Here is a 22785-nt window from a genome sequence, read left to right as displayed (position 1 = left end):
TCAGGCGTAAAACAGGGTCGCCAGACCCAGGAAAGAAACAAAGCCGACCACATCGGTTACGGTGGTCAGCACTACTCCGCCGGCCAGCGCCGGGTCGATATTCATGCGGGTCAACAGCAGCGGCAGGGCGGCGCCCGTGAAGGCGGCGGTGACCAGGTTGATGATCAGGGCGGCGGCAATGATCAGGCCGATATGCCAGTCATCAAACCAGAGCGAAGCTGCCACCGCCACCACGGCGGCCCAGACCAGGCCATTGAGCAGGCCGATGGTGACCTCGCGGCTGAGCAGCCAGTTCTGGTTGTTCCTGCCGACCTGGCCCATGGCGATGCCGCGCACCAGCACCGTCAGGGTCTGGGTGCCGGCAATACCGCCCATGGAGGCAACGATGGGCATAAGCACGGCCAGCGCCACCACCTTGTCGATGGTGTCCTGGAACATGTTGATCGCCGCGGCGGCGATAAAGGCCGTAATGAGGTTGATGCCCAGCCAGACGGCGCGTTTGGGCGCGGCTTTGCCCACGGAGGCAAAGGTGTCTTCCTCCTCGTCCAGGCCGGCCATGGACATGAAGGAGTGATCGGCGTCCTCGCGGATAACGTCCACCACATCGTCGATGGTAATACGGCCCAGTAATTTGCCGCTGCCGTCGACCACCGGCGCCGAGACCCAGTCGTTGCGCTCGAACAGGCGCGCCACCTCGTCATCGGGCATGTCCACCGGTATGGGGTCGATATCGGTAATCATCATTTCCCGTACGGTGACCCCCGGGTCGGAAACCAGCAGGGTGCGCAGCGGCAGTACGCCGATAAACTGGTCGGAACGGTTGACCACGATCAGGTTGTCGGTCATCTCCGGAATTTCTTCGTGCCGGCGCAGGTAGCGCATTACCACGTCCAGGGTCAGGCTGGGCCGGATGGTGATGGCGTCGGTGTTCATCAGGCCACCGGCCACCTCGTCCGGGTAGAGCATGACGCTTTCCAGACGGGTCCGGTCCTGGTGGTCCATGTAATTGAGGACTTCCCAGGTCACGCGGTCCGGCAGTTGCTGGAGGATATCGGCGATGTCGTCGTCTTCCAGGCCCTCGGTAATGCTCGCTACCTCGGCGGCATCCATGCGGGACAGGAAGTGGGCCTGGAGATCGTCCGGGAGTTCGCCGAGCACCTCGCCCTCCAGGTCCCCCTCGATCATCTTCCACAGAATGTTCCGGAACTTGGGCGGCGAGGATTCCAGCAGGTGGGCGATTTCCGCCGGTGGCAGGCCGTTGAGCATTCGCCGGACATCCACCAGGGCGCCGCTGTCCAGGGCCAGCGTCAGCTTGTCCAGGGTCTGGTTTCGTGTGGCTACGGGTTGTGGCATGCCGGGTTACTCTCCATGGTCAGTGGGCAGTGGACCGCCGTCTGGAGATTATCCGGGAATCCGGGCAGGGCAACAACGGAATTGCTGGCGGTAGCGCTTACTCAGCCTCGCCAAAGCGGTCGCCAATCAGCGTGGTCAGGGCTTCCAGGGCCTGCTGCTCGTCCGAGCCGTCGATCTTCAGGTCGAGAACCGTGCCCTTGCCCGCCGCCAGCATCATCACCGACATGATGCTCTTGGCATCGACCATGTTGCCGTCCTTGCCTGCCTGTATCCTGCTGGAAAAAGCGGAACTGCAGCCGACAAATTTGGCTGCCGCCCGGGCGTGGAGGCCGAGCTTGTTGACGATGGTAACCTGGGTTTCAATCACTTACTGCAGTTCCCTGTGTCTGATGTGAAGGCCCGGGTACTGTTCGCGGTAATGCTGGAACAGGCGATCGGCCAAGTATACCGAACGATGCCGCCCGCCGGTACAGCCGATAGCCACGGTCATGTAGCTGCGATTGCTGTCGCGGTAGCGCGGCAGCCAGCGGTCCAGGAAGCCGCTGATGTCAGCGAACAGCTCGCCGGTGCTGGACTGGGCCTCCAGAAATTCCCTGACCGGTGCCTCCAGGCCGTTTTTCAGCCGTAGCTCCTTGACCCAGTGGGGGTTGGGCAGCATGCGGACGTCGAACACCAGGTCGGCGTCCGTGGGCACCCCGCGCTTGAAACCGAAGGACTGGATCAGCACCGACATGGTGCCCGAGCGGGCGCCCAGCAGACGTTGCTTGATGGCATCGCGCAACTCGTAAATCGTCATCTGGCTGGTATCCAGGGTCAGCGATGCGTCACTGGCGATGGGCTCCAGCAGCAGGCGTTCCCGGTCGATGGCTTCGGCCAGGGGCATGGTGTCCGAGCTCAGCGGGTGCTTGCGCCGGGTCTCTGAAAAGCGCTTTATCAGGGCCGATTCCTGGGCGTCGAGAAACAGGATTTCCGTGTTGACCTCTGCCGGCAGGTCGTCCATAACCGCGCCGAAATTGGCCAGGTCTTTCCAGGCGTTGCGGGCGTCGATACAGACTGCCATGCCGTCGAAGTGATCGAACTCTTCCCTGCTGGCCTGCTCCACCAGCGCCGGGAGCAGGGAAACGGGCAGGTTGTCTATGCAGTAGTAGCCCTCATCCTCAAGCTGGTGCAGGGCGGTACTTTTGCCCGACCCGGAGCGTCCGCTGATAATGATCAGTTGCATGTCAGGAGGCGATGGCCGTGGCGTTGACGGCCAGTTCGTACATGGTGACGGGGTCGTCGACGCGGCGCAGGTCGTCGCAGAATGAAGCCTGGCTGAACAGGCGTGCCAGGGAGGCCAGCGTGTCCAGGTGTTGCTGATTGGCCTCCTCCGGCACCAGCAGGGCGAATACCAAATCCACGGGCCGGCCGTCGGGCGCGTCGAAGTCGATCGGCTCGCTGAGGGTGATCAGTGTTCCCAGTGGCTGGCTGCAGTTACCGATGCGGCAGTGGGGAATGGCAATGCCTTCACCGAGGCCGGTGCTGCCCAGTCGCTCGCGAGCGATCAGGTGATCGAACACTTCATCGTAGGGCAGTGATATCTGGTCGTCGCTGATAATGCGGGCCAGGGTTTCAAAAAGTCTTTTTTTGCTGAGCCCCGGAACCTGGCAGGCAGTGCGTTCCGGGGTCAGCAGGTGAGCTAAGGGTTGCATGTGATAAACGTTGGGTGACCTAGTGGCCCCTGGCTTTTTCCTTGTGCTTGATTAACTGACGGTCGAGTTTGTCCGTCAGGGCGTCGATGGCTGCGTACATGTCTTCGGATTCAGCCTGGGCAAACAGGTCGGCTCCCGATATGTGGATGGTTGCCTCGGCTTTTTGCACCAGTTTTTCGACGATCAGGGTGACATCGGTATTGGTGATCTGGTCGAAATGTCGCTGCAGTCGCTCGAACTTGGTCTCCACATACTCCCGCAGGGGATCGGTGACCTCCACATGGTGTCCGCTGACATTGAGTTGCATATTGTCGCTCCTTTTTCAGGTTAGCCCGGCTGGCGCCGGGACCGGCAATGCCGGATTTTTCTCTTGTTTTCCAAGTCTAGACCACTGCCACCAGTGGCCGGTATATTTCCTTGCCCCGTCCAGTCATCCCTTACACCAGCCGCTTGCGTTCATTGGAGGGCGGGATATGCAGGGTTTCCCGATACTTGGCGATAGTGCGCCGGGCCACCTTGATACCCTGTTCCTCCAGTAGCTGGGCGATTTTGCTGTCACTCAGCGGTTTGCGCGGGTTCTCCGCGGCGACCAGCTTGCGAATGAGTGCCCGGATCGCGGTGGATGAACACTCGCCGCCCGCAGTGGTGGCGACGTGGCTGGAGAAGAAATACTTCAGCTCGTAGATGCCCCGCGGGGTGTGCATGTACTTCTGGGTGGTGACCCGGGAAATGGTGGACTCGTGCATGTCTACCGCCTCGGCGATTTCCGCCAGCACCAGGGGCTTCATCGCTTCTGCGCCATACTCAAGGAAATTGCGCTGGTGTTCAACAATACGGGTGGCGACCTTGAGCAGGGTTTCATTGCGGCTTTGCAGGCTCTTGAGAAACCAGCGGGCTTCCTGCAGGTTGTCCTTGAGGAAGGTATTGTCGGAACTGCTGTCGGCGCGCTTGATCATGCTGGCGTAGGTGCTGTTTATGCGCAGCCGGGGCGCGATCTCGGGATTGAGTTCTACCAACCAGCGCCCCTCCTTCTTGCTGACAAAAACATCCGGCACCACGTATTCGACCTCGCGGGGCGCGAAAGTTTCCCCGGGGTTGGGGTCCAGGGTCTGGAGCAGCGCTATGGCATCCCGGAGCTGGTCCTCCTTCATTCGTGTGCGGCGCATGATCTGGTTGAAATCACCGCTCGCCAGCTGCGGCAGGTGGCGATTGAGTATCAGCCGGGCCTGTTCCAGGTGAGGCGTGCCTGCCGGTAACTGTTGCAGCTGCACCAGCAGGCATTCCTGCAGGTCGCGGGTGCACACGCCTGCGGGTTCAAACTGCTGCAGCCGATGCAGTACCGCCACCACCTCGTCGAGTTCGATATCCAGTTCCGCTTCGAAGGACTCGTGAATGTCCTCCAGGCTGGATTGCAGGCGGCCATTGCCATCGGTGGCATCAATGATGGCCAGGGCGATGCAGCGATCGGTGTCGGACAGACGGGTCAGGTTGAGCTGCCAGTGGAGATGTGACTGCAGGCTTTCCGCGGGCGCGTTGCGGGACTCGAAATCCCCGTCCGGACCCTCATCGCCACTGGGGGCGGGGGGCGCCGAACCGGAGGACAGCAGGTCATCCCACTGGGTGTCCACCGGCAGGTCATCGGGCATGGATTCGGAAACCTCCCCAGTGGCGGTTTCCGTTGTTCCCTCCCCGGTGGCGGTATGTTCCAGGCTCTCCAGCGGGCCGTCATTTGTACTCGCGCTGCTGTCCTCGGCGGGACTGGCGTCCTGCGGTGCCTCGTCCTCGCTGAGCTCCAGCATGGGGTTGTTCTCCAGGGCCTGCTGGATCTCCTGCTGGAGGTCCAGGGTGGAGAGCTGCAACAACCGGATGGCCTGTTGCAGCTGAGGCGTCATGGTCAGCTGCTGGCCAATTTTTAGCTGTAGCGATTGTTTCATCGAGTGTCTGGTAAAGCCTCAGGCGCCGGAAAACGGCGGGCGCCATGGTCAAACAACAGCTTGAGTGTAGCGCCGCCTGCGGAGAACCTGCAAGCGCCTGGCGCGAAATTTGCTTATTGACAAACCGCGGCGGCGCCTGCCGGTGCCGGCGGTCAGAGCTTGAACTGGTCGCCGAGGTAGATACGGCGCACGTGTGCGCTGCCGAGCACGTCGTCTGCGGTGCCGGAGGCGATAATGTGACCTTCGCCCACTATGTAGGCTTTCTCACAGATGTCGAGGGTATCGCGCACATTGTGGTCGGTAATCAGCACGCCAATGCCGCGATCGCGGAGGTGGTTGATGATTTTCTTGATGTCACTGACCGAGATCGGGTCGACGCCGGCAAAGGGCTCGTCCAGGAGGATGAAGTCCGGCTCCGCCGCCAGGGCCCGTGCTATCTCGATACGGCGCCGCTCGCCGCCGGAGAGTGACTGGCCGAGGCTGTCGCGCAGGTGCTGGACGTGAAATTCCTCCAGCAACTGGTCGCGGCGTTCCAGCCGCTGCTGGCGGTTGAGATCCGGCCGGGTCTCGAGAATGGCGAGAATGTTGTCGCCCACCGACAGCTTGCGGAAAATGGAGGCTTCCTGGGGCAGGTAGCCCACGCCGTGACGGGCCCGTTCGTGCATGGACAGGGCGGTAATGTCCTCGCCGTTGAGCTCGATAACGCCGCGGTCGGCCTGGATGATGCCGATGATCATGTAAAAACAGGTGGTTTTACCCGCACCGTTGGGCCCCAGCAGGCCCACCACCTGACCGCTGTCGATTTGCAGGGAGACATCGCGCACCACCTCGCGGCCGCGATAGGACTTGGCGAGATTATTCGCTTGCAGGCGGGCCACTGGTTTCCTCCTCCTGGTTGAGGGCACCCGCCGGGATGATGACTTTGACCCGGCTTGACTCGCTGTTCTTGTCGGAGCCTGCTTTTACCAGCTGCTCGTTCATCAGGTAATCGATGGAATCACCGGTCACAATGGAACCGTCCTGTTCGATGTAGGCGTTCTCCCGCAGCTGTACCCGCTCCTCGAGCTTGAAGTATTCGATGGTGTCGGCGCTGGCCTTGATTGGCGGCTTGTCCACCTCCGGCTGTTGTTGCAGTTTGGCCGGGTTGCCCGTCGCCAGTACCCGGTCGGCTTCCTTGTCATCGTGGTAGACGGTGAGCTGCTCGGCCTCGATATGCAGGCTGCCCTGATCCATGCGCACGTTACCCTGGTAGCGGGTAAAGCCCTGTTTCTCATCCCGCAGAGCCTCGTCGGCCTCGATGCGAATCGGCTGCTCCCGGTCGTCGGGCAGAGCCCATGTCGCTGTCGGTATGCCCAGGCCGATAGCCAGGGCCAGTGCGGGCAGCAGTCGCTCAAGGCGCTTGCGCATAAATGCTCTCCACATTGGGTTTCATTAGGATGGTTTCTTCTTGCATCCGCACCTCGATGCCGTCGGCCACGGTGCGACTGTTGCCCTGGACTACGGTGACCCTGCGGTCGGAACTGGCGATTTGCCGGTCCAGGTCGATGTTCAGCGCCTGGGTATCCAGGCGGGTGCCGGTCTGGTCGTGGATCAGGACCACGTTCCTGCGCAGCAGCAGGCGCTCGCGCCGGCCGTCATCGCGCCCCCGCTCGGCGCTGGCGGACCAGGTCTTGTCGTCGCCGCTGTGGGCGTAGAAGCGGGGTTCACCGATCAGGGTCAGCTTGCGCCGGGGAAAATGTTCCAGCTGTTCTGCCTCGACGATGTCGGTGAGCATACCGTCTTCATCGAAGCTCCAGGCGCGCACCGTCTGCAGGTAGGTCTGCGGCAGCTCCCGCTGCCTTTGCGTGGTTTGGACGTCGGGTGTGCCGGCCGTCTGCGGGCGCCAGAAATAACCCGCCGCGACCAGCAGGGTAATGGCCAGCAGGATTTGCAGGGGCAGACGGGGCATCAGTCGAAGTCGCCCAGCATTGTGTGCAGGCTGCCACGCCAGGCGAGCAACTGCTCTGCTGCCTGGCGCACGGCGCCGCCACCGCCGCCGTAATCACTGACCCAGTCGGCGGCGGCGACCAGCTGCGCGACGGCGTCCGCCGGCGCCATGCCCAGGCCCACGGCTTTCACCGCCGCCAGGTCCGGCAGGTCATCGCCCATATAGGCACACTGATCCAGCCGCAGGGAACGCTGGGTGCAGACTTCCTGCAGTGCGAGCAGCTTGTCTTCCCGCCCCTGGATTACCTCGCCAATGCCCAGCTCCGCCGCGCGGCGGGCAACGATAGTCGAGTTGCGGCCGGTAATGATGACCACCTCGATAGCGTCGCGCTGCAGAAGCTTGATGCCCAGCCCATCCTTGATGCTGAAACTCTTCAGCTCTTCGCCATCGTTACCGTAATAGATGCGGCCGTCGGTCAGCACGCCATCCACGTCCAGGGCGAGTAGCCGGATGTTCCTGGCCTGTGCAGAGTAGTCGCTCATGGTGCTCAGGCTATACCGGCGTGCAGCAGGTGCATCAGGTGGATGACGCCGCAGGTGTCGCCGCTGTCGTCCACGACCACCAGCGAGGTGATCTCGTTTTCTTCCATGATATGCAGGGCCTCCGCCGCCAGCATGCCGGGGGTGGCGGTTTTGGCGCTGGTTGTCATCAGTTCAGCCATGGGGGTGGTATTGATGTCCACCTGCCTGTCCAGGGTGCGGCGCAGGTCGCCGTCGGTGAAAATCCCGGCCAGCCGGCCCGTGTCGTCGGTGACCGTGGTCATGCCCAGGCCCTTGCTGCTGATTTCCAGCAGCGCCCGGGACAGGGTAGTGCTGGCCGCAACCCGGGGTATGGCGTCGCCGGACTGCATGACATCGCCGACCTTGAGCAGCAATTTCTTGCCCAGGGTGCCACCGGGGTGGGAAAAGGCAAAATCCTCGGCGGTAAAGCCCCGCTCCTCCAGCAGGGCGATGGCCAGGGCGTCGCCCATGACCAGTGCGGTCGTGGTGCTTGAAGTGGGTGCCAGGTCCAGCGGACAGGCCTCGGTTTCCACCCCGGTATCCAGGTGGGCGTCTGCGGCCCTGGCCAGGGTGGACTGGGGATTGCCGGTCATGGCGATAATGCTGGCGCCGAGGCGCTTCAGCAGCGGCAGCAGGGTCACCACCTCGGTCACTTCGCCGCTGTTGGACAGGGCGATGACGGCATCCTCGCCGGTGATCATGCCCATGTCGCCGTGGCTGGCCTCGCCCGGATGGACGAAGTGGGCGGGGGTACCGGTACTGGCCAGGGTGGCGGCAATCTTGCGGGCGATATGCCCGGATTTGCCCATGCCGGTGACGATGACACGCCCGCGGCAGGCCAGCAGCAGCCGGCAGGCCTGCTCGAAGTCGGCGCCAATGCGCCCGGCCAGGGCAGCAACGGCTGCCGCCTCCATGCTGATGGTGCGCAGCGCGGAGCTGCTGAAGGTGGTGGACGGAGCTTCCGTCATGGTCAGAGGTGCCCCCGGATCAAAGACTGAGGTATAGCCAGTAATAATACCCCGCGTAGAAAGACACTAACAACATGCCCACGGTGCGGCCGACGTAGGAATGTCCCTGGGTGGAGGCACTGCGCTTGCGGCTGATGAAAATCGCCAGGGCCAGGAACACGGTGAGGAAGGTCATGGTGGGGTAGTCGCGGGTGATGACCGCATGCTCCAGGCTCTCGGGGCCGACAATGCCCGGTATCGCCATTACCGCCAGCAGGTTGAACAGGTTGGAACCGATGACATTGCCCAGGGCGATTTCGGTGTGACCACGCAGGGCACTGGCGATGGTCGCCGCCAGCTCGGGCAGGCTGGTGCCGATGGCGACAATTGTCAGGCCGATAACCAGCTCGGAAACGCCCAGGGTCTGGGCGATGGTCACCGAACCCCAGACCAGCATGCGCGAGCTGGCAATCAGCAGGGCCAGGCCCAGCGCAAAGGTGAGCCAGGCTCGCAGCGGGTTCAGGTGATGCAGGTATTCCTCTTCCGCTTCCTCGAGCAGCACCGCATCCTGTTGCTGGCTGCGCACCATGTAGATAATGATCAGCGCCAGGGTGCCCATCATCAGGCCCGCGTCAAGGTTGGACAGCTCGTCGTCGATCAACAGCATGCCGGCGCCAAAGGTGACCAGCAACAACACCGGCATTTCCTTTTTCATGCAGCTCTGGTGCACCATCATCGGTGCCACCAGCACGGTAATGCCCAGCACCAGGCCGATGTTGGCGATATTCGAGCCAATGGCATTGCCGATGGCGAGATCGCCGGCGTTGGAAACCGCCGCGGTCAGCGATACCAGGATCTCTGGTGCGGAAGTGCCCAGGGAAACAATGGTCAAGCCGATAATAATGGGCGACATACCCATGTTTTCGGCGATGGAGGCGGCGCCTGCCACAAACAGGTCCGCGCTCCAGATCAGGATGATAAAGCCGACCAGAATGGCTGCGGCAGCTAACAGCATATGTACCCGTTTCCTGTTAAAGTATGCGCCGCGCTGTGTGCCGGAACTGCCGGAGCGAGGCTGTTGTCTCAGAATCACGCAGCCTGCATGAGACGCCCAGGGTGTTGAGGGAGAATTATACAGGGCGCTGCGACGGTGAATAGTAGCAATAATTCAAGCGGGGAACAGAAATGAGGTTCAAGTCACAAATATCCGGGGCGTTGGCCATGCTGTGCCTGTTGGCGCTAGGGGCCCGGGCCCAGGCCACGGCGATGACAGCGCACGAAATAGTGCAGCAGACCACCAGCGAGGTCATGGCGGTGGTGGAAGAGGCCCGAAGCTATGCCGATCAGGACCCGGAGCGCTACTACCGGGCGATCCAGGATATCCTTGATGGCGTTGTGGACTTTCGCGGCTTCGCCCGCGGCGTCATGGGCGACTACGCCACCAGTGAGCGCTACCGCTCGCTGGACGAGGCCGGCCGGGCGCAGCTGCGGGACCAGCTGGATCGTTTTTCCGAGGTCATGCGCGTCGGTATGGTGCGCACCTATGGCAAGGGTCTGCTGGCATTCAGTGGCTCCCGCATTGAAATTTCCAGCCCCGCTCCCGATGAGGCCGAGCAGTCCCGGGCCTCGGTGGAACAGCTGATTTTCTCCGACCAGGCCGAGCCCTACGTAGTGATGTACCAGATGGGACGAGACCGGGAAGGCGACTGGAAGTTGCGCAATATGATTATTGAGAATATCAACCTGGGAGAGATTTACCGCAACCAGTTTGAGGCCGCCGCGCGCAAGGAAAATGGCAATCTTGACGCGGTTATCGACCAGTGGTCCACGGTCGAGATAGACGAGTAGACTGCGCGGTCGCTTATAGCGGCAATTTCTCCTAAAATGCCGCCTGCTGTGGCCGCGGAACGCCGTTTCCCGGCCACCCCCGAATACGTTTACCTGATCTGGAGACCACTATGGATGCCGCTACCGTCAAGGTTTTGCTGCAAACTCACCTGCCCGACTGTGAATTTCATGTGCAGGGCGAGGGCGCAAACTATGACATTACCGCCATCGGTGATGCGTTCGCGGGCCTGCGACCGGTGAAAAAACAGCAGCTGGTCTACGGCGCCCTGAGCGACGAGATTGCCGAGGGCAGTATCCATGCGGTGAATATCCGTACCTTCACGCCAGATGAGTGGCAGTCCCAGGGCTGAATCGGCGGGGCTGGTAACCATGGACAAGCTATTGATCCGGGGTGGCCGGCCGCTGGCCGGGGAGCTGCGGGTGTCCGGTGCCAAGAATGCGGCACTGCCGATTCTCGCCGCGACGCTGCTGGCGGAAGAGCCGGTAACCGTCGGCAACCTGCCGCACCTGCACGATATCACCACCATGATCGAGTTGCTGGGCTGCATGGGCGTCAACCTGACAGTCGATGAAAAACTCAATGTCGAGGTGGATACCAGCACCATCAGCGATTATTCCGCCCCCTACGAGCTGGTGAAGACCATGCGCGCCTCGATCCTGGTGCTGGGGCCCATGCTGGCTCGCTTCGGCAGGGCCCACGTGTCGTTTCCGGGGGGCTGCGCCATAGGCAGCCGGCCGGTGGATCTGCACCTTCGCGGGCTGGAGGCGATGGGCGCGCATATCGAGGTCGACGGTGGCTATATCAACGCCACCAGCGAGGGCCGCTTGCGCGGCGCCCACATTGTGATGGAAACGGTCACGGTGGGCGGTAGCGAAAACATTCTGATGGCCGCGACCCTGGCCGAGGGTCGCACCACCATCGAGAATGCGGCGCGGGAACCGGAGGTGGTGGACCTCGCCAACTGCCTGATCGCCATGGGCGCCCGCATCAGCGGCCACGGTACCGACACCATCATCGTCGACGGGGTCGAGCACCTGCATGGATGTAATTACCGGGTCATGGCGGACCGGATCGAAGCGGGCACCTACCTGGTGGCCGCCGCTGCCACCCGGGGCAAAGTCAGGCTGCACGGCGCCTGCGCCCAGGATATGGAAGCGGTGCTGAAGAAACTGGAGGAGGCCGGGGCAAGTATTCGCGAGGAAGAGGACCGGATCGAGCTCGATATGGGTGGGCGCCGGCCGCGGGCGGTGAACATCAAGACCGCACCGCATCCCGGTTTTCCCACCGACATGCAGGCCCAGTTCACGGCGATGAACGCGGTTGCCGAGGGCACCAGTGTGGTCACCGAGACCATATTCGAGAACCGGCTTATCCAGACCCATGAAATGAACCGGATGGGGGCCAATATTGTGATCGAGGGGCACAGCGCCATCATCACCGGGCAGGAAAAACTCAATGGGGCGCCGGTGATGGCCTCGGACCTGCGCGCTTCGGCCAGCCTGGTTATCGCCGGCCTGGTGGCCGAGGGGACCACCGAGGTCGAGCGCATTTACCATATCGACCGGGGCTATGAGACCATCGAGGAAAAACTGCAATCACTGGGGGCGGACATCCGCCGTGTACCGGGCTGACTATGAGTGAAACCATTACTATCGCCCTCACCAAGGGGCGCATTCTCAGGGAAACCCTGCCGTTGCTGGCGGCGGCGGGCATAGCGCCGCTGGAGGATATCGGCAAGAGCCGCAAGCTCGTTTTCGAGACCACTGCCGAGGGCGTACAGCTGGTGGTGATTCGCGGTACCGATGTCCCTACCTATGTGCGTCACGGTGCCGCGGATGTGGGTGTGGTGGGCAAGGACATCCTGCTGGAGCAGGGGGCCGGTGGTGTGTATGAGCCCCTGGACCTGGGCATTGCCCGCTGCCGCCTGATGACAGCGGCGCCGGTGGGATGGCAGCCCAGCGGTCCGCGTATCCGGGTCGCCACCAAGTTCGTTAATGTTGCCCGGGAATACTTCGCCCGCCAGGGGGTCCACGCCGAACTGATCAAGCTCTACGGCGCCATGGAACTGGCCCCGATGATGGACCTGGCAGACCTGATTGTGGACATCGTCGATACCGGCAACACGCTCAGGGCCAACGGCATGGAGCCACTGGATGAGATCGCCAGCATCAGTTCACGCCTGATCGTCAACAAGGCGGCCATGCGCTCGCGTTACCAGGGTATCCAGTCGCTGGTCGATCGCCTTGCCGTCGCGGTGGAGTCGGCATGATGCAGCGACTGGATTCCAGCGCCGGGGATTTCGATACCCGCCTGGCCCGGCTTACCGCCTGGGAAGAGGAGCTTGACCTGGAGGTCAATGACACCGTGCGCCAGGTGATCGCCGATATCGCCGCCCGGGGAGACCAGGCGCTGCTGGCGTATACCCGGCGTTTCGATCGCCTGGAGGCGGCCAGCGTCGCCGACCTGGAGGTGGGTCAGGAACGGCTGCAGCAGGCCCTTGCCAGTATCGGTGCCGAACAGCGCGCGGCGCTGGAGGAGGCTGCCGGGCGAATCCGCGAGTATCACCAGCACCAGCTGCAGGATAGCTGGCAGTATCGCGATGCCGCCGGCAACCTGCTGGGCCAGCGGATCAACGCGCTCGAAAGCGCGGGCATTTACGTGCCCGGAGGCAAGGCCAGCTATCCCTCATCGGTGCTGATGAACGCCATTCCGGCGAAGGTAGCGGGGGTGGAGACCATCGTCATGGTGGTGCCGGCGCCGGCAGGCGAACTCAATGACCTGGTGCTGGCGGCGGCGGCCATTGCCGGGGTCGACCGGGTATTCACCATTGGCGGCGCCCAGGCGGTGGCTGCCCTGGCGCACGGTACCGAAACCGTGCCCGCGGTCGACAAGATCGTCGGTCCGGGCAATATTTATGTGGCCACCGCCAAGCGCCAGGTGTTTGGCCGGGTCGGCATCGACATGATCGCCGGCCCTTCGGAAATCCTGGTAATTTGCGACGGCAGTACCGACCCTGACTGGGTGGCCATGGACCTGTTTTCCCAGGCCGAGCACGATGAAAACGCGCAGTCCATTCTGCTCTGCCCGGACAGCGACTACCTGGACGCGGTGGCCGCCAGTATCGACAAACTGCTGCCGCAGATGGAGCGCGCCGATATCATCCGCGCCTCCCTCGCGGGCCGCGGCGCGCTGGTGCTCACCCGGGACCTGGACGAAGCAGTGGCTATCAGCAACCGCCTGGCCCCCGAGCACCTGGAATTATCGGTGGCGGATCCGGAAGGGCTGCTGCCGCAGGTGCGCCATGCCGGCGCCATTTTCATGGGCCCGTATACCTCCGAAGCCCTGGGCGATTATTGCGCCGGGCCCAACCACGTGCTGCCCACCTCCCGCAGCGCGCGGTTCTTCTCGCCGCTGGGGGTTTACGACTTCCAGAAGCGCAGTTCGCTGATCATGTGCAGTGAGCAGGGGGTGCAGCAACTGGGCCGGGTGGCCTCGGTGCTGGCCCGGGGCGAGTCCCTGACCGCCCACGCCCGCAGCGCGGAAATGCGCCTCAAGCCCCCCGGTGATGCCTAGTCGACGGGGCTGATCTGGCCCTGGATTCCAACAATGGCCCGCAGGTCCACGCTCTGTTGGTCGCGCTGGATTGAAATGGCAATGGTGTCACCCGGCCGCAGCAGCGCGATCTTGTGCATGGTCTGGCGGCCATTATCAACCGCCTCCCCATCGATGTGGGTGATAACGTCGCCCAGCTGCACCCCGGCCCGCTGCGCGGGGCTGTTGTCCGCCACTGCCACCACCATCAATGCCTGTTGCTGGCCCCCGGTGGTCAGGCGGATGGGTTCCACGCTGACGCCGAGCCAGCCGCGAATCACCTCACCGTAGTCGATAAGGTCGCGCATGACGTAGGTGGCGAGGCTGATCGGTATGGCGAGGCTGATGCCAATGCCGGTGGCGGAGGTGCCGCCAGCGCTGCTGGAGGTGTAAATCAGTGAGTTGATGCCCAGCAGGCGGCCGCGGGTATCGATCAGCGCGCCGCCGGAGTTGCCCTGGTGGATGATGGCGTCAGTCTGGATGTAGTCCTCGTAGGCATTGAGCTGCAGGCCATAGCGCCCCAAAGCAGAGACAATGCCCTGGGTGACCGAATGGCCGAAGCCCAGCGGGTTGCCGATCGCCAGTACTACATCACCCACGTTGAGGCGGTCCGAGTCCCCCAGCTCCGCCGGGACCAGGTCCGGCAGGTTGACCTTGAGCACCGCCAGGTCGGTGGCGGTGTCGGTGCCGATTACACTGGCATTGGCGGTGCGTCCATCCTGCAGCAGCACCTGGATGGCGTCGGCGCCGGCAATAACATGGAGGTTGGTGAGGATGTGCCCCTGCCCGGTCATGATGACGCCGGAACCCAGGGAGCGTTCTATGCGCTGGCGGGGCATGCGCCGGGCCATGCGTTCGTAGAGCAGGGTGTTGTTGCTGGGGGTGACCAGCTTGGCGATGTAGATGTTAACCACCGAGGGGCTGGCTTTGTTTACCGCCGCGGCGTAGGTAACGGGCGCGTCGGCGCCGTTGCCGCCGTTACCGCCAGTGGGCAGGACCCAGCGATCAAGGATTAACAGTGCGGCCAGCAGGCCGGTGATCGCCGGCCAGGTAAAATACTTGAGGCTGTCTCTCATGTGGTGGCTAAGCCCTGTCCTGGGGTAAAGTAAGGCCCTGAGGCAGTCCGTTGACGGCGGGCCAAACTGCCATTGTATATGAAGCCAACTCCCCGCGAACAGGAAATAGCACCTATGGGCACGTCCCTCTCATCGGTCCTGCAGTGGCTGGACGACACCCTGCAGCCAGCCCGCTACCGCGATTATTGCCCCAATGGCTTGCAGGTCGAGGGCCGTCCCGCTATTGCCCGCCTGGCAACGGCGGTCACCGCCAACCAGGGGGTGCTGGATCGCGCTATCGCCTGGGGCGCCGATGCGCTGCTGGTGCACCACGGTTACTTCTGGAAAGGGGAGCCGCAGCCGGTGGTCGGGATGAAGCGCCGACGGCTGGCGGCGCTGCTGGCCAATGAGGTCAGCCTGCTGGCCTATCACCTGCCGCTGGACGCTCATCCGGAACTGGGCAACAACGCCAGGCTGGGGCAACTGCTGGGCATTGCTGACCCCGGCCCCCTGCAACCGGATGATCCGGCGTCGGTGGGCAATGTGGGCGAACTGGACATCAGCGCCGGGGAGCTGTGCCAGCGCTTGCAAGCCCTCACCGGCCGCCAGCCGCTGCTGATCGGCGCCAGCGATCGGCAACTGCGGCGGGTGGCCTGGTGTACCGGTGCCGCCCAGTCATACATCGACGCCGCGGTCACGGCGGGGGCCGATGTATTTATCAGCGGTGAAATTTCCGAACCCACGGTGCACTCAGCCAGGGAGGAGGGGATTGCCTATATTGCCGCCGGTCACCACGCCACCGAGCGTTACGGGGTGCAGGCGGTAGGAGAGGCGCTGGCGCGGGCCTTCGGCCTGCGCCACCAGTTTTTCGATGAGGACAACCCGGTCTGAGGGCGGCCCCTTCAGCCCCGCGATGTCTCCACGGTTTTCGCTTCCGGCGCGTTGCGGTCCAGCCCGAACTCTTCGTTGAGCATGCCCTTCTCGTCGGGCGAGGTTTTCGGGGCGTAGTCCAGCGGTGGGTGAATGGCCGCCAGGTCGGCGGGAATTTCTGCCGGGTCTTGGGTGTTTTGCAGCTTGTCCAGCACCACCGGGCCGTTGCCATGGCAGAGCTCTGCGGCACCGTTGGCGAGATGGTTGTGCACCTCCCGGTAGCTCTCGGTCAGGTTGTTGAGTTTGCGCGCGGTCTCGGAAAAGTGCTCGACCACCTCGTCCTCGTAGCTTTTTTTCTCCTGCAGCACCTGGTCCAGCTTGCGCTCCACCTCGCGATATTTCTGGCCATTCGGGGAACTGCTGCGCCCCAGTAACATGCCCAGGCCCAGTCCTGCGATGAGTCCGGCGATGGCCCCGACGATAACGATAGTCAAGCTGTACACGGTGTGTTCCTCTTACCGACAAGATCAGAAGTGGGGCAGTATACTCCTTATCCCGGGGGGTGCCATAGGGTCATGCCCCGGCGTTGCCATCGACGGGGGCTGTGGTTAAAGTGTGGCGCCCGGAATCACCCACAGGATACCTCATGCCCACACCCTGGCAGCGCTACCAGTCCGATCTCCAGCGGGAGGGGTTTTCCCACGACCCTGCCCAGGAGGAGGCGGTGCGCCTGTTGCAGGACCTCTACGAGCGGCTGCTGGCGCGGCACGGCAGCCGGGAGAGCGGCTTTGCCGCGCTGCTGAGGAAGTTCCGCAAGCAGCCGGTGGAGCCGGAAATCGGCCTCTACCTGTGGGGGGGCGTCGGCCGGGGCAAAACCTACCTGGTCGATACGTTTTTTGAGTGCCTGCCCTTCCAGCGCAAGCTGCGGGTTCACTTTCACCGCTTCATGCAGCGGGTGCACAGTGAGCTGACCGACCTGGAAGGGGAGGTCAACCCCCTGGAGCGGGTGGCCGACAGGCTGGCCGAGGAGGCCCTGGTGGTCTGCTTCGATGAGTTCTTTGTCACCGACATCGGCGATGCGATGATCCTGGGAGGCCTGATGGAGGCCTTGTTCGCCCGCGGCGTCACCCTGGTGGCCACCTCCAATATCGTCCCGGAAAAGCTATACGAGAACGGCCTCCAGCGCCAGCGCTTCCTGCCCGCCATCGCCCTGGTGGAAAAATATACCCGGGTGGTGAATGTGGATGCCGGTATCGACTACCGCTTGCGCACCCTGCAGCAGGCGGAACTGTACCATTGCCCGCTGGACGAGGCGGCCGACGCCAGCCTGCGAAAAAGCTTTGACGCCCTGGCGGTGGAGGCGGGCAAGCACTGGGAGCGCATCCAGATCAACGGCCGCTACCTCACCGTGCGCTGCCTGGCGGACGATGTCGCCTGGTTTGACTTTGGCGAGCTCTGCGATGGACCGCGCTCCCAGAACGACTACATCGAGTTGGCGCGGATATTCCACGCGGTGCTGCTTTCCGGTGTACCGGAGTTCAATGCCGACCTCAACGACCAGGCCCGGCGGTTCATCAACCTGGTCGACGAGTTTTATGATCGCAACGTCAAACTGGTGATGACGGCGGCCAAGCCACTGCTGGAACTGTATGCCGGCGGCAGCCTGGCCTTCGAGTTCCAGCGCACCCAGTCGCGGCTGCAGGAGATGCAATCCCACGAATACCTGGCCCGGGGCCACCGCCCCTGAGCCGGGTGGGGAAAAGCTGTAATATTGCCAATCCGGCGGTCTCCGCGGCGCCCGGTAAGTAGCGAAAATTATTCGCTTTTCCGCTTGAAAAGGGGTGGTCTATTGATTAGTATTCGCGCTCTCGAAATTGGAGCCCTCCAAGAGGCGGTTATTGATGAAAACTTATAGCGCTAAAGCAGAAGACGTGTCCCGCGACTGGTTCGTGGTCGATGCTTCTGACAAGACTCTGGGGCGCCTGGCCAGTGAAATTGCGCATCGTCTGCGCGGTAAGCACAAACCCGAATACACCCCTCACGTGGACACCGGCGACTACATCGTCGTGATCAACGCTGAGAAAGTACGTGTAACCGGCGCCAAGGCGACCGACAAGATTTACCACAGCCACACCGGGTACCCCGGCGGCCTGAAGTCGATTTCCTTTGAGAAATTGATCGACAAGGCGCCGGAGCGTGTTATCCAGGGTGCGGTCAAGGGCATGTTGCCGCGTAACCCGCTGGGCCGCGCCATGTTCAAGAAGCTGAAAGTGTACGCGGGCAATGAGCACCCCCACGCCGCACAGCAGCCCCAGGCACTGAACATTTAACGGATATTATCTATGTCAGCTACCCAATATTACGGAACCGGACGTCGCAAGACCTCCACTGCGCGTGTTTTCCTGCAGAACGGCGCGGGCAATATCACTGTCAACAAGCGTCCCCTGGACCAGTATTTTGGTCGTGAAGTGGCGCGTATGATTGTGCGTCAGCCGCTGGAACTCGTTGAATTGAATGACAAATTCGATATCAACGTGACTGTTGCCGGTGGCGGCAGCTTCGGTCAGGCCGGTGCGATTCGCCACGGCATCACCCGGGCGCTGATGGAGTACGACGAGTCCCTGCGTCCCACCCTGCGTGGCGCCGGTTATGTGACTCGCGACGCCCGTGAGGTTGAGCGCAAGAAAGTTGGTCTGCGCAAAGCCCGTAAGCGTCCCCAGTTCTCCAAGCGTTAAGTTGGGGTGGCCCCGGGAGCCGGGGTATCAGTACAGATTCGAAAACGTCCGCCCGGATGTCGGGTGGACGTTTTTTTATACCCAAAAAGCGGGGCAGGCTCTGCCCGATACAGCGGGGCAGGCTCTACCCAAAAAAGCGGGGCAGGCCCTGCCCGCGAACAGGGCCGGGCCAGGTGAGCCCCGGTTCACGGCTTGCAGAGCCAAAATGGCGGGTCACTGCTGTCCCGGATTTGCCATTGATTCAGTTCAAGTTACGCTTCAATAGTCTTTGGAATCCAGGCGTTTACCTTGTCACAAAGGGGTAAAATCATTAGTATTTGCACCATTTTGTAAGAAGCGGAATCCGGGGCGCCGAATCCAGGGGCCGACTGCTTCAAGTCTAGGGGAGAAAAGCATGAGTAGCGATGGCGTAAATTCCGGCAGGAGGAAGTTCCTGACGGCTGCCACCAGCGTGGTGGGCGTGGCCGGCGCAGTGGGCATAGCGGTGCCTTTCCTGGGTTCCTGGAACCCGTCAGCCAAGGCCAAGGCCGCCGGTGCGCCGGTGAAGGCCGATATCGGCAAGCTGGAGCCGGGCCAGATGATCGTGGTGGAGTGGCGTGGCAAGCCGGTTTACGTGATGCACCGCACCGCCGAGCAGGTGGCGGGCCTGTCCAAGCTGGACGGCCTGCTCAAGGACCCCAACTCGGAAATCTCCGACCAGCCCGCCTACATCGCCGACATCAGCCGTTCGCTCAAGCCGGAAATCCTGGTGTTGGTCGGCCTGTGCACCCACCTGGGCTGTGCACCAACCTTCCGCCCCGAAGTCGGCGCCGCCGACCTCGGTGGTGACGAGTGGCTGGGCGGCTTCTTCTGCCCCTGCCACGGTTCCAAGTTTGACCTTGCCGGCCGCGTTTACTCGGGCGTGCCGGCGTCTACCAACCTTGTGGTTCCCCCGTACTCGTTCGAGGGCGACAACGTGCTGGTAATCGGCGTGGATACGGAGGCAGCCTGATGAATAATTTGCTGATTGGATTACGTGACTGGGTTGACGCCCGCCTGCCCATCGTGCGGGCCTGGGACACCCACATGGGCAAGTACTACGCGCCCAAGAACTTCAACTTCTGGTACTTCTTCGGGGTGCTGTCGCTGCTGGTGCTGGTCAACCAACTGCTCACCGGCATCTGGCTGACCATGAACTATACCGCCAGCGCGGAGGAAGCTTTCGCCTCGGTCGAGTACATCATGCGCGATGTGGATTACGGCTGGCTGCTGCGCTACATGCATTCCACCGGGGCCTCGGCCTTCTTCGTGGTGGTCTACCTGCACATGTTCCGAGCCCTGCTCTACGGTTCGTACAAGAAGCCCCGGGAACTGATCTGGATATTCGGCATGCTCATCTTCGTGGTGCTGATGGCCGAAGCCTTCGTGGGCTACGTCCTGCCCTGGGGCCAGATGTCCTACTGGGGTGCGCAGGTGATCATCTCCCTGTTTGGCGCCATTCCCGTGGTCGGTGAGGACCTTGTTACCTGGATCCGTGGTGACTACCTGATTTCCGGCGCAACCCTCAACCGCTTCTTCGCTCTGCACGTGGTGGCCCTGCCCATCGTGTTGCTGGCCCTGGTGGTGCTGCACCTGCTGGCGCTGCACGAGGTCGGCTCCAACAACCCGGACGGTATCGAGATCAAGAAGAACAAGGATGAAAACGGTGTGCCCCTGGACGGCGTGGCCTTCCATCCCTATTACACGGTGCACGACCTGCAGGCGATTGCGGTATTCCTGTTCATCTTCTGCGTGGTGATCTTCTTCCTGCCGGAAATGGGCGGTTATTTCCTGGAATACGCCAACTTCGAGGAGGCCAATGCCCTGAAGACCCCCGCGCACATTGCGCCGGTGTGGTACTTCACCCCGTTCTACTCAGTACTGCGTGCGGTGCCTGACAAGTTCTGGGGCTTTGTGTTCTTCGCCGCCTCGGTGGCTATTCCCTTCCTGCTGCCCTGGCTGGACCGCAGTCCGGTCAAGTCGTGGCGCTACCGGGGTAATATCACCAAGGTCATGCTGGTGCTGTTTGTTGCCAGCTTCCTGATCCTCGGTGTGCTGGGCGTGAAAGCGCCGACACCTGCCCGCACTCTGCTGGCGCAGATCTGCTCGGTAATCTACTTCGCCTTCTTCCTGCTGATGCCCATCTGGACGTCGCTGGACAAGACCAAGCCGGTACCGGAACGCGTCACCATGGACGGCGGCATTGGCTTCTGGGGCAGTATTGGCGGCCTGGTGCTGATCCTGGCGCTGACGGCCCTGCCGCTGAAGGCGGTGGGCGCCGAGTCAGCCTACAAGTGTGGTGCCATCCCCTGTGACGAGTTCACCGCTGATCCCGGCGACAAGGCATCGCTGCAGAACGGCGCCAAGCTGTATATGAACTACTGCATGGGCTGTCACTCGCTGCAATACTCGCGCTACAACCGGGTGGCGACCGACCTCGGCATTCCCGCCGACATCATGGAAGCCAACCTGATATTTGATCCGGAGGTCAAGATCGGCGAACTGATGCACAACGCCATGGACGACCGCCTTGCCAAGGTCTGGTTCGGGGCGACACCGCCAGACCTGACCCTGATTTCCCGCGCTCGCCAGCCCGAGTGGCTGTACACCTACCTGCGCAACTTCTACCGCGATGACAGCCGCCCCTATGGCGTCAACAACCGGGTATTCAAGGACGTGGGCATGCCGCACGTGATGCTGGAAGTGCAGGGTATGCAGGAGTGCGCCATGGGCCCGGTCAAGGCGGGCAATGGTGGCGTCAAGCGCGACCCCCTGACCGGCGACGATATCCTCGAGGACCCCTGCGGCCAGTACAGCATTACCACCGAGGGCAGCATGACCGCTGCAGAGTTCGATGGCGCGATGTATGACCTGACCAACTTCCTCGCCTATACCGCCGAGCCTATTGCGTCAGAACGCAAGCGCACCGGTATCTTTGTACTGCTGTTCATCACCTTGTTCTTCGTCTTCGCCTGGCTGCTTAATCGCGAGTACTGGAAAGACGTGCACTGATCCTGACCGGTCGGTCGCGGCAGCGTGGCGATGCCACGCTGCTTTTTATTTTTTGCAAAACCAACTGAGGAATTTTCGATGGGTGTTGTGGCAAAACGATCTTCAATGATCTTTTTCTCCGATCCAACCAGTCACTACAGTCACCGAGTACGTATCGTCCTTGCCGAAAAGGGTGTTACTGTCGATCTGATTGAAGCTGATTCAGCCCACCCGCCGGCCGAACTGTCGGAACTGAACCCCTACAACAGCCTGCCTACCCTGGTGGACCGCGACCTGGTGTTGTATGAATCCAAGGTGATGATGGAATACCTGGATGAGCGCTTTCCTCACCCGCCGCTGCTGCCGGTATACCCGGTAGCCCGTGCCGAGAGCCGTCTGCTGATCCATCGTATCGAGAAGGACTGGTGCTCACTGGTAGACTCCATTCTCACTACCCGCAGCGACAACGTGGTCAAGAAAGCGACCAAGGAACTGAAAGAAGGGATCACGGCGATTGCGCCGATTTTCGCCGAGAAGCCGTTCTTCATGAGTGAAGAGTTCACCCTGGTGGATTGCTGCATGGCACCCATCCTCTGGCGCCTGCCGTCGCTGGGTATTGATATCCGCTCCTCCAAGCAGACCAAGCCCTTGCTGGCTTACATGGACTCGCTGTTCAGCCGTGAGTCTTTCCAGGACAGCCTGTCCGAGCAGGAGCGGGAGATGCGCTCCTAGAGCGCCCAGGCGGCAAACGCACACGGATGTCCATGACTCCCAGTCGACCCTATATCATGCGGGCTCTCTACGAGTGGATCGTGGACAACGGCTGTACGCCCTATATTCTGGTCGATGCCGGCAGCGACGATGTCATGGTTCCCGAGCAGTACGTGAAAGACGGGCAGATCGTGCTCAATATTTCCCCCACGGCGGTGGTGGAGCTCAACATCTCCAACGATGCGGTCGCCTTTAACGGCCGCTTTGGCGGGGTGGCCACGGACATCTATGTGCCGGTCAACGCGGTAATTGGCATCTACGCCCGGGAGAATGGCCAGGGCATGGTATTCGAGCCGGAACAGCCCGGCTCGACCCCTCCGGACGATGAGCCACCGGAACCCCCCAAACCCGAGGGACGGCCCTCGCTCAAAATCGTCAAGTAAGCCGCGCCGAATCCAATGTCACCCCGGCGCACAAGGTGAATTGCGCTGTAAGCGCAAGAGAGGGTGCCCTGGGGTACAAGGTGAATTGCGCTGTAAGCGCAAGAGAGGGT

27 protein-coding genes are annotated in these 22785 nt (G+C 62.2%); 13 read left to right on the top strand and 14 right to left on the bottom strand.

Going from position 1 to position 22785, the window contains the following annotated elements:
* The 12 genes from mgtE to DWB85_RS09990 all read right to left on the bottom strand — a co-directional run bounded on the left by mgtE (position 1) and on the right by DWB85_RS09990 (position 9427).
* Positions 1 to 1353, bottom strand: a complete 1353-nt coding sequence (gene mgtE / locus DWB85_RS10045) for a magnesium transporter (RefSeq protein WP_117954105.1) — start codon at positions 1351 to 1353, stop codon at positions 1 to 3.
* Between the two features lie 97 nt (positions 1354 to 1450).
* On the bottom strand, positions 1451 to 1720 hold the full coding sequence (locus DWB85_RS10040; protein WP_117954104.1) for an HPr family phosphocarrier protein: 270 nt from the start codon (positions 1718 to 1720) through the stop codon (positions 1451 to 1453).
* The gene (gene rapZ, locus DWB85_RS10035; RefSeq protein WP_117954103.1) at positions 1721 to 2575 is read right to left on the bottom strand and encodes an RNase adapter RapZ; all 855 of its coding nucleotides are present in this window, start codon (positions 2573 to 2575) and stop codon (positions 1721 to 1723) included.
* A 1-nt stretch (position 2576) separates the two neighbouring features.
* A complete protein-coding gene (gene ptsN, locus DWB85_RS10030) occupies positions 2577 to 3044 on the bottom strand; it encodes a PTS IIA-like nitrogen regulatory protein PtsN (RefSeq protein ID WP_117954102.1) in 468 nt (155 codons plus the stop codon).
* A gap of 19 nt (positions 3045 to 3063) precedes the next feature.
* Positions 3064 to 3351: a ribosome hibernation-promoting factor, HPF/YfiA family gene (gene hpf, locus DWB85_RS10025; RefSeq protein ID WP_117954101.1), complete on the bottom strand. Its 288-nt coding sequence runs from the start codon at positions 3349 to 3351 to the stop codon at positions 3064 to 3066.
* 130 nt (positions 3352 to 3481) lie between these two features.
* On the bottom strand, positions 3482 to 4978 hold the full coding sequence (locus tag DWB85_RS10020) for an RNA polymerase factor sigma-54 (protein ID WP_117954100.1): 1497 nt from the start codon (positions 4976 to 4978) through the stop codon (positions 3482 to 3484).
* A gap of 152 nt (positions 4979 to 5130) precedes the next feature.
* The gene (gene lptB / locus DWB85_RS10015; RefSeq protein ID WP_117954099.1) at positions 5131 to 5856 is read right to left on the bottom strand and encodes an LPS export ABC transporter ATP-binding protein; all 726 of its coding nucleotides are present in this window, start codon (positions 5854 to 5856) and stop codon (positions 5131 to 5133) included.
* A complete protein-coding gene (gene lptA / locus DWB85_RS10010) occupies positions 5834 to 6385 on the bottom strand; it encodes a lipopolysaccharide transport periplasmic protein LptA (RefSeq protein ID WP_162846075.1) in 552 nt (183 codons plus the stop codon). The genes lptB and lptA overlap by 23 nt, the downstream gene beginning before the upstream one ends.
* Entirely contained in the window at positions 6369 to 6926 is a 558-nt protein-coding gene (gene lptC, locus DWB85_RS10005; protein WP_117954097.1) for an LPS export ABC transporter periplasmic protein LptC, read from the bottom strand. Before lptC ends, lptA begins: the two co-directional genes overlap by 17 nt.
* Positions 6926 to 7447, bottom strand: a complete 522-nt coding sequence (locus DWB85_RS10000) for a KdsC family phosphatase (protein WP_117954096.1) — start codon at positions 7445 to 7447, stop codon at positions 6926 to 6928. Before DWB85_RS10000 ends, lptC begins: the two co-directional genes overlap by 1 nt.
* Positions 7448 to 7452: 5 nt before the next feature.
* Positions 7453 to 8433 (bottom strand): KpsF/GutQ family sugar-phosphate isomerase, encoded by a 981-nt coding sequence (locus DWB85_RS09995; protein WP_117954095.1) that lies wholly within the window; start codon positions 8431 to 8433, stop codon positions 7453 to 7455.
* A 19-nt stretch (positions 8434 to 8452) separates the two neighbouring features.
* Positions 8453 to 9427, bottom strand: a complete 975-nt coding sequence (locus DWB85_RS09990; protein WP_117954094.1) for a calcium/sodium antiporter — start codon at positions 9425 to 9427, stop codon at positions 8453 to 8455.
* Positions 9428 to 9597: 170 nt separating this feature from the next.
* Between DWB85_RS09990 and DWB85_RS09985 the strand changes: the two genes are divergently transcribed.
* The 5 genes from DWB85_RS09985 (at position 9598) to hisD (ending at position 13834) form a co-directional block, all read left to right on the top strand.
* The gene (locus DWB85_RS09985) at positions 9598 to 10260 is read left to right on the top strand and encodes an MlaC/ttg2D family ABC transporter substrate-binding protein (RefSeq protein WP_117954093.1); all 663 of its coding nucleotides are present in this window, start codon (positions 9598 to 9600) and stop codon (positions 10258 to 10260) included.
* 110 nt (positions 10261 to 10370) lie between these two features.
* Entirely contained in the window at positions 10371 to 10610 is a 240-nt protein-coding gene (locus DWB85_RS09980; protein ID WP_117954092.1) for a BolA family protein, read from the top strand.
* Between the two features lie 19 nt (positions 10611 to 10629).
* Complete coding sequence (murA, locus tag DWB85_RS09975; RefSeq protein WP_117954091.1) at positions 10630 to 11892, top strand: UDP-N-acetylglucosamine 1-carboxyvinyltransferase; 1263 nt, start codon at positions 10630 to 10632, stop codon at positions 11890 to 11892.
* Between the two features lie 2 nt (positions 11893 to 11894).
* Entirely contained in the window at positions 11895 to 12530 is a 636-nt protein-coding gene (hisG, locus tag DWB85_RS09970; protein WP_117954090.1) for an ATP phosphoribosyltransferase, read from the top strand.
* Positions 12530 to 13834 (top strand): histidinol dehydrogenase, encoded by a 1305-nt coding sequence (gene hisD / locus DWB85_RS09965; RefSeq protein ID WP_205422713.1) that lies wholly within the window; start codon positions 12530 to 12532, stop codon positions 13832 to 13834. The genes hisG and hisD overlap by 1 nt, the downstream gene beginning before the upstream one ends.
* Here the strand turns inward: hisD and DWB85_RS09960 are convergent.
* Positions 13831 to 14928, bottom strand: a complete 1098-nt coding sequence (locus tag DWB85_RS09960) for a S1C family serine protease (protein WP_117954088.1) — start codon at positions 14926 to 14928, stop codon at positions 13831 to 13833. The genes hisD and DWB85_RS09960 overlap by 4 nt on opposite strands.
* Positions 14929 to 15042: 114 nt before the next feature.
* Between DWB85_RS09960 and DWB85_RS09955 the strand changes: the two genes are divergently transcribed.
* The gene (locus DWB85_RS09955; protein WP_117954087.1) at positions 15043 to 15798 is read left to right on the top strand and encodes a Nif3-like dinuclear metal center hexameric protein; all 756 of its coding nucleotides are present in this window, start codon (positions 15043 to 15045) and stop codon (positions 15796 to 15798) included.
* An 11-nt stretch (positions 15799 to 15809) separates the two neighbouring features.
* Here the strand turns inward: DWB85_RS09955 and DWB85_RS09950 are convergent, their stop codons facing one another.
* Positions 15810 to 16280 carry a Z-ring associated ZapG family protein gene (locus DWB85_RS09950; RefSeq protein ID WP_117954086.1) on the bottom strand — a complete coding sequence of 157 codons (471 nt, stop codon included), beginning with the start codon at positions 16278 to 16280 and terminating at the stop codon, positions 15810 to 15812.
* Positions 16281 to 16423: 143 nt separating this feature from the next.
* Here DWB85_RS09950 and zapE point away from each other — a divergent pair, with 143 nt between their 5' ends.
* The 7 genes from zapE to DWB85_RS09915 all read left to right on the top strand — a co-directional run bounded on the left by zapE (position 16424) and on the right by DWB85_RS09915 (position 22675).
* Positions 16424 to 17524 (top strand): cell division protein ZapE, encoded by a 1101-nt coding sequence (zapE, locus tag DWB85_RS09945; protein ID WP_117954085.1) that lies wholly within the window; start codon positions 16424 to 16426, stop codon positions 17522 to 17524.
* A 154-nt stretch (positions 17525 to 17678) separates the two neighbouring features.
* A complete protein-coding gene (gene rplM / locus DWB85_RS09940; RefSeq protein WP_117954084.1) occupies positions 17679 to 18107 on the top strand; it encodes a 50S ribosomal protein L13 in 429 nt (142 codons plus the stop codon).
* A gap of 12 nt (positions 18108 to 18119) precedes the next feature.
* The gene (gene rpsI / locus DWB85_RS09935; RefSeq protein ID WP_117954083.1) at positions 18120 to 18512 is read left to right on the top strand and encodes a 30S ribosomal protein S9; all 393 of its coding nucleotides are present in this window, start codon (positions 18120 to 18122) and stop codon (positions 18510 to 18512) included.
* 394 nt (positions 18513 to 18906) lie between these two features.
* Positions 18907 to 19503 (top strand): ubiquinol-cytochrome c reductase iron-sulfur subunit, encoded by a 597-nt coding sequence (gene petA, locus DWB85_RS09930; RefSeq protein ID WP_117954082.1) that lies wholly within the window; start codon positions 18907 to 18909, stop codon positions 19501 to 19503.
* Complete coding sequence (locus DWB85_RS09925) at positions 19503 to 21542, top strand: ubiquinol-cytochrome c reductase (protein ID WP_117954081.1); 2040 nt, start codon at positions 19503 to 19505, stop codon at positions 21540 to 21542. The genes petA and DWB85_RS09925 overlap by 1 nt, the downstream gene beginning before the upstream one ends.
* A gap of 78 nt (positions 21543 to 21620) precedes the next feature.
* Entirely contained in the window at positions 21621 to 22253 is a 633-nt protein-coding gene (locus DWB85_RS09920) for a glutathione S-transferase N-terminal domain-containing protein (protein WP_117954080.1), read from the top strand.
* A 32-nt stretch (positions 22254 to 22285) separates the two neighbouring features.
* Positions 22286 to 22675 (top strand): ClpXP protease specificity-enhancing factor, encoded by a 390-nt coding sequence (locus DWB85_RS09915; RefSeq protein WP_117954253.1) that lies wholly within the window; start codon positions 22286 to 22288, stop codon positions 22673 to 22675.
* The last annotated feature ends 110 nt before the right edge of the window (positions 22676 to 22785 follow it).

Source organism: Seongchinamella sediminis, assembly GCF_003457605.1.
Classification (GTDB): Bacteria; Pseudomonadota; Gammaproteobacteria; order Pseudomonadales; family Halieaceae; genus Halioglobus; species Halioglobus sediminis.
Note: the sequence above shows the minus strand (reverse complement) of the source record. Positions and strands in the feature narration are given on the sequence as shown.